Source organism: Candidatus Zixiibacteriota bacterium (genome assembly GCA_022865345.1).
Classification (GTDB): Bacteria; Zixibacteria; MSB-5A5; order MSB-5A5; family RBG-16-43-9; genus RBG-16-43-9.
In genome coordinates, this window is sequence record JALHSU010000148.1 from 1 (window position 1) to 2,016 (window position 2,016).

Below are 2,016 nucleotides of genomic sequence, written 5' to 3' on the forward strand. Positions count from 1 at the left end.
CCATCTGGACGATAAAATCCTTGGCTTTTTCCTCCAGGTTTACTTTTAAATTCCCCAGACCTTGTTCTTTATCAGTCAAAGCTCGATTTACGATTTCCTTAAGGTCTTCCTCAGTTAAAGGATTTAAGGTATAAACCTTTGCCCTGGAAAGTAAGGCGGAGATTACCTCAAAAGAGGGGTTTTCAGTTGTGGCTCCAATCAGGATTATGTTCCCTTTCTCCACATGAGGTAAAAAGGCATCCTGCTGGGCTTTGTTGAACCGGTGGATTTCGTCCACAAATAAAATGGTTTTCTTGTTATAGAGGTTTTTCTGTCTGGTAGCAGCGGCGATTACCTCTTTGATTTCCTTTATGCCTGAGGTTACTGCAGAAAAGGCTCTGAAATCCGCTCCGGTATAGTTGGCAATTATAAAAGCTAAAGTGGTTTTACCTGTGCCCGGGGGTCCCCAGAAGATCAAAGACTGAAGCTCCCCCTTTTCTATAGCTTTTCTCAAGACACTCCCCTCAGACAGAATATGCTTCTGCCCCATGAACTCCTCAAAGTTCCTGGGTCTCATCCGGTCAGCTAAAGGAGTTTCTTCGACTCTTTTTTCCTTTTGTTTCTCGAAAAGGTCCATAAGTTTTTGTGTAGCGTCCTCACTTTGTGAGGACGATCGTCACTCTTTCCCTCCCTTAATGGGAGGGATAAAGGGAGGGTGAGATCATTTTATTTCCCCCTCACCCTAACCCTCTCCCACGAGGGGAGAGGGAATTATATCTCTCGTAGGGCGGGTACCCTGCCCGTTAAAAATTAAACGAAATCAAAGCTTCTTTAGTTTAATCATAATGAAATTCGGGAAGAATAGTCAAACACTTTTTTACTGTTAGAGCTTGATTTTTCTTGAAGAAAGGTGTAATTTTATATTGCCATTCTACAAGGAGGAACTGCAAATGAAGTGCAATTGGGAAAAATGGAACGCCATCGCAACAATTATCATGGCTGTAGGAGGCTTGATCGGTTTATGTTATCTGATCAGTGAATTTGGCGAGTTGAGAAAATCGAATGAAATAGCGTTAAGCACTGTACGACAGTCATATCGACCATTAGCCATAGTCAGGTTTACGCATCAACGCCCCGACCTCGCGGTGGTCAACCATTCGGACCTTACACCAACGAAGTATTTTGATTTTGGATATACTGAACAGATCGTGAACAAAGGACTTGGGGTACTTATATACTTGGGCTACGTGTCCTATTTAAGCAAATCTGATCTCGACTTCCGGAATAATCTATTAGATGATAAGATACCTTCTGTCTCGCAGGACAGCGAGCCAGCATATGTTAGAAGACGCCCAATAGCACCAGGCGAAACACTAACTATTTTAACCGTCTGGGAAGATGTACCTTTTTCACGTGCGTATTTTGCATACAGTTTGCACCTATACGAGGACCAGGATGGAGGCCTATATGATACCGAACATCTTAATGTCGTTAAATTTGGAAGTTCATTTTCTGAGGAAGGCAAAATTCGAACGAAACTGGAACCAGGCACAGTCGTAAGAGAAACTTACCATTATTACACTAACGAGGAAAAAGCAAAGCTGATAAAGTCTCTAAAGAAATTGAACTCTAGTATAGCCGACGCTTTGACTCTTAGAAGATAATATGCAGTACTTCGACGACTTAGGAGTTCGGAAACATTTGTGACCCAAAAAGGGTTGCACTGCGAAAATAAAAAGGGCAGGCACTGGGGTCTGCCCTAACAGATCTTAGACCGTTGGTCACAAAACCAACGGTCAGCACGAGAATTGCCTCACCCTTTCCCTCTCCTACAAGTAGAGGGAAAATAAGAAAGGGGCGACCTACTATGTCGCCCCTATATTTTATCCGTTATCTGATATTCGTCATTCGTTATTGTTTTTAGTACATATCACCGTATCCACCGCCGCCGGGTGGCATCATCGATGCTTTTTTCTCCTCGGGTTTTTCCGCTACCACACACTCAGTCGTAATTAAAAGGGAGGCAATAGATGCGGC

The 2,016-nt window shown here is 43.2% G+C and carries 2 protein-coding genes; one reads left to right on the plus strand and one right to left on the minus strand.

Going from position 1 to position 2,016, the window contains the following annotated elements; all coding sequences use genetic code 11:
• Positions 1–616: AAA family ATPase (locus MUP17_06880; GenBank protein MCJ7458697.1), on the minus strand; the 616-nt coding region annotated here is incomplete at its 3' end.
• Between the two features lie 313 nt (positions 617–929).
• Between MUP17_06880 and MUP17_06885 the strand changes: the two genes are divergently transcribed.
• Positions 930–1,643 (plus strand): hypothetical protein, encoded by a 714-nt coding sequence (locus MUP17_06885; protein MCJ7458698.1) that lies wholly within the window; start codon positions 930–932, stop codon positions 1,641–1,643.
• Positions 1,644–2,016: the final 373 nt, after the last annotated feature.

Coding starts and splice junctions, on each gene's coding strand:
- MUP17_06885 (MCJ7458698.1), top strand. CDS start 930: ATGAAGTGCAATTGGGAAAAATGGAACGCCATCGCAACAATTATCATG.